A 2,757-nucleotide genomic window follows, 5' to 3' on the forward strand; every position below is an offset into this window, starting at 1 on the left:
AGTTCCCGTTTCCCGAACAACTTGCACGATTTTTCTTTGTAAATCCAGAATAGAAGCGGCGGCTTTTTTCCCTGCTTCTACCCCGGGTTGATGGTAGGCGTTAATGTTAACTAAACTAGCATAGAAACTAACGGCCCGTTCGTAGAGGGCGATCAAGGCCCCTACCTGACGGGGAGTAACCTCTGGGATCGTGATAGTGATAGAGTGACGACTATTTTCGTATAAAGCTTGTCGAGTACCTTGCAGTAATCCTGAGAGAAAATCACCGGCAGTGGAGCCGGTTTCCACTTCCAGGGAATCTCCTTGTCGGTCTTTTAACACTTCAATAAAAGTAGCGAAGAAATTGGGAACACCTTCTCGTAATTGTTGGACGTAGGCGTGTTGGTCCGTGGAACCTTTGTTACCATAGACGGCGATACCTTGGTAAACCTTATTCCCATCGAGGTCTTTTTCTTTACCCAGGGACTCCATGACCAATTGTTGCAGATAGCGGCTAAAGAGATAGAGACTGTCTTTGTAGGGCAGAATCACCATATCTTTCTCTCCCTTGCCATTGCCCTCATGATACCAAGCTAGAGCCAGTAGGGCGCTAGGATTTTTTTTCAGGTTATGGACGCGGGTGGCGATGTCCATTTCTTTGGCCCCGGCTAACATTTCATCAATGTCGATACCCTGCAAAGCGGCCGGGAGAAGACCGACGGCGGATAGTTCTGATGTACGACCACCGACCCAATCCTGCATGGGGAAACGAGTTAGCCAATCTTGGGCGTATTTGTCCAGTTGGCTACCAGGCATAGTGACGGCGACCGCGTGTTGCGGAAAGTCTAAATCCAGTTTTTCGTAAGCGTTGCGGACCTCTAACATTCCGTTTCTCGCTTCGGGAGTGCCGCCGGATTTACTGGTGACGATAACGAGAGTGGTAGCTAAGGGTAAATGGGCTAGGGTGCGATCGATACCTTTGGGGTCGGTATTATCAATAAAAGCAATCTCTAAGGGGGGATTAAGGGGGGATAGAGCCGAACCGACGAATTGGGGACCCAAAGCAGACCCCCCGATGCCTACACAGAGAATATGGCTAAATTTTGCCCGATTGGGTGGCTTAATCGCTCCGGAGTGAATTTTCTTGACAAATTCTTTGATCTGTGCTAGGGGTTCGGTGATTTCGGCCCGCAATTCCTGGTTAGGAGCGAGTTCAGGAGCGCGCAGCCAGTAGTGGCCGACCATACGCTGTTCGTCGGGATTTGCGATCGCACCCTGTTCTAAGGCTGCCATATCTTGGAAAGCACGCTCGAATTTTGCTTCTAGACCTTTGAGAAAAGCCTCATCGAAGGGAATCCGACTGACATCGAGATAAAGTTCTAGGTTAGGGTGATAGTATAACCAATCTTGGTAACGTTGCCAGAGTTGCAGATTATCCATAAAAAAAAGCGAAATTTTTGTTTAATTACTCGTTTAGGAGAGATAAGATTCTATCCTCTCCAATCATCATACAGGTAGTTTTAGACTAGAAGTTGACGGTTAAGCATATATTAGGGGTTGGCAAAATACTAACAGTGACGGAACTATCCCCTAATTGTTCGGTTTGCTGGTGTTGGCTGTTGATTTTTTAACTGGTTCTATGGCTATCTACTCATCCCCTCTCAAAATCGGTAACTTAGAAGTGCATAGCCGCGTCTTGCAATCACCTTTATCCGGTGTCACCGATTTAGTGTTTCGGCGCTTGGTGAGACGCTTTGCTCCTGATTCGATGCTCTATACGGAGATGGTTAACGCGACAGAAATCTCCCAGCTGCAAGAGTTACCGCAATTAATGGTTATCGGGGACAAAGAACAACCAATTAGTATGCAGTTATTTGATTGCCGTCCCGATTTTATGGCTGTGGCGGCGAAAAAAGCGGTTAAAGAAGGAGCGATGACCATCGATATTAATATGGGTTGTCCTGTTAATAAAATTACTAAAAAAGGCGGCGGTTCTTCCCTTTTACGACAGCCAGAAATTGCCGAGCAAATTGTTAGGGAAGTGGTGAGAGCGGTATCAGTGCCAGTAACGGTGAAAACTCGCTTGGGATGGAACGCTCAGGAGATTAATATTATCGATTTTGCCCGTCGTTTGGAAGATGCGGGAGCGCAAATGTTGACCCTGCACGCACGCACTAGGGAACAGGGTTATCACGGGCCAGCCGATTGGCAATGGATTAAACGGGTGAAGGAGGTTTTATCGATTCCTGTCATCGCTAATGGTGATATTGTTTCTGTGGAAGCGGCGATTAATTGTTTGGAATTTACTCGGGCCGATGGGGTGATGTGTTCGCGGGGAACCCTCGGTTATCCCTATTTAGTGGGGGAAATCGATTATTACCTCAAAACAGGCAAAAAGTTGCCGAAACCCACCTCTATTGACCTGTTAAGCCTAGCTAAAGAGCATTTACAGGGGCTATGGCTATACAAGGGACAACGCGGTATTTGGCAAGCGCGGAAACATCTGGCTTGGTATTGTCAGGATTTTACTGCTGCGGCGGTTTGGCGCGATCGGTTTTCGCGCATCGAATCCCTGGGGGAGGGCTGTGATTTAATTGATGAAGCTATTGCCCAATTAAACCTTGAAAACGAGAATATTTAGGGTCTGCTGAAAAAGTTTTTCCTGGTGGCAGGGTGTGGGGTGTAGGGTGTAGGGTGTGGGGTTTTACCGATTTTGAGGGGGTCAATTACCTAATTTTCAGGGAAAAAGTACCTGAATTTTCCCCCCAATCACTCCAA

The 2,757-nt window shown here is 47.3% G+C and carries 3 protein-coding genes; 1 reads left to right on the forward strand and 2 read right to left on the reverse strand.

The genetic code is table 11. The features are described from left to right. A partial coding sequence (locus PX481_RS23755) for a glucose-6-phosphate isomerase (protein ID WP_288096392.1) occupies positions 1-1,419 on the reverse strand: 1,419 nt, incomplete at its 3' end. 199 nt (positions 1,420-1,618) lie between these two features. On the opposite strand from PX481_RS23755, the gene dusB reads away from it, so the two are divergent. Next, the gene (gene dusB / locus PX481_RS23760; protein WP_288096394.1) at positions 1,619-2,620 is read left to right on the forward strand and encodes a tRNA dihydrouridine synthase DusB; all 1,002 of its coding nucleotides are present in this window, start codon (positions 1,619-1,621) and stop codon (positions 2,618-2,620) included. Here dusB and PX481_RS23765 read toward each other — a convergent pair. Then, positions 2,583-2,705 (reverse strand): hypothetical protein, encoded by a 123-nt coding sequence (locus PX481_RS23765; RefSeq protein ID WP_288025373.1) that lies wholly within the window; start codon positions 2,703-2,705, stop codon positions 2,583-2,585. The genes dusB and PX481_RS23765 overlap by 38 nt on opposite strands. Positions 2,706-2,757 lie beyond the last annotated feature (52 nt).

Source organism: Microcystis sp. M53603_WE2 (assembly GCF_030065435.1).

What these genes read in the sequence shown, in the direction of transcription:
- dusB (WP_288096394.1), top strand. Translation starts at nt 1,619, where the DNA reads ATGGCTATCTACTCATCCCCTCTCAAAATCGGTAACTTAGAAGTGCAT.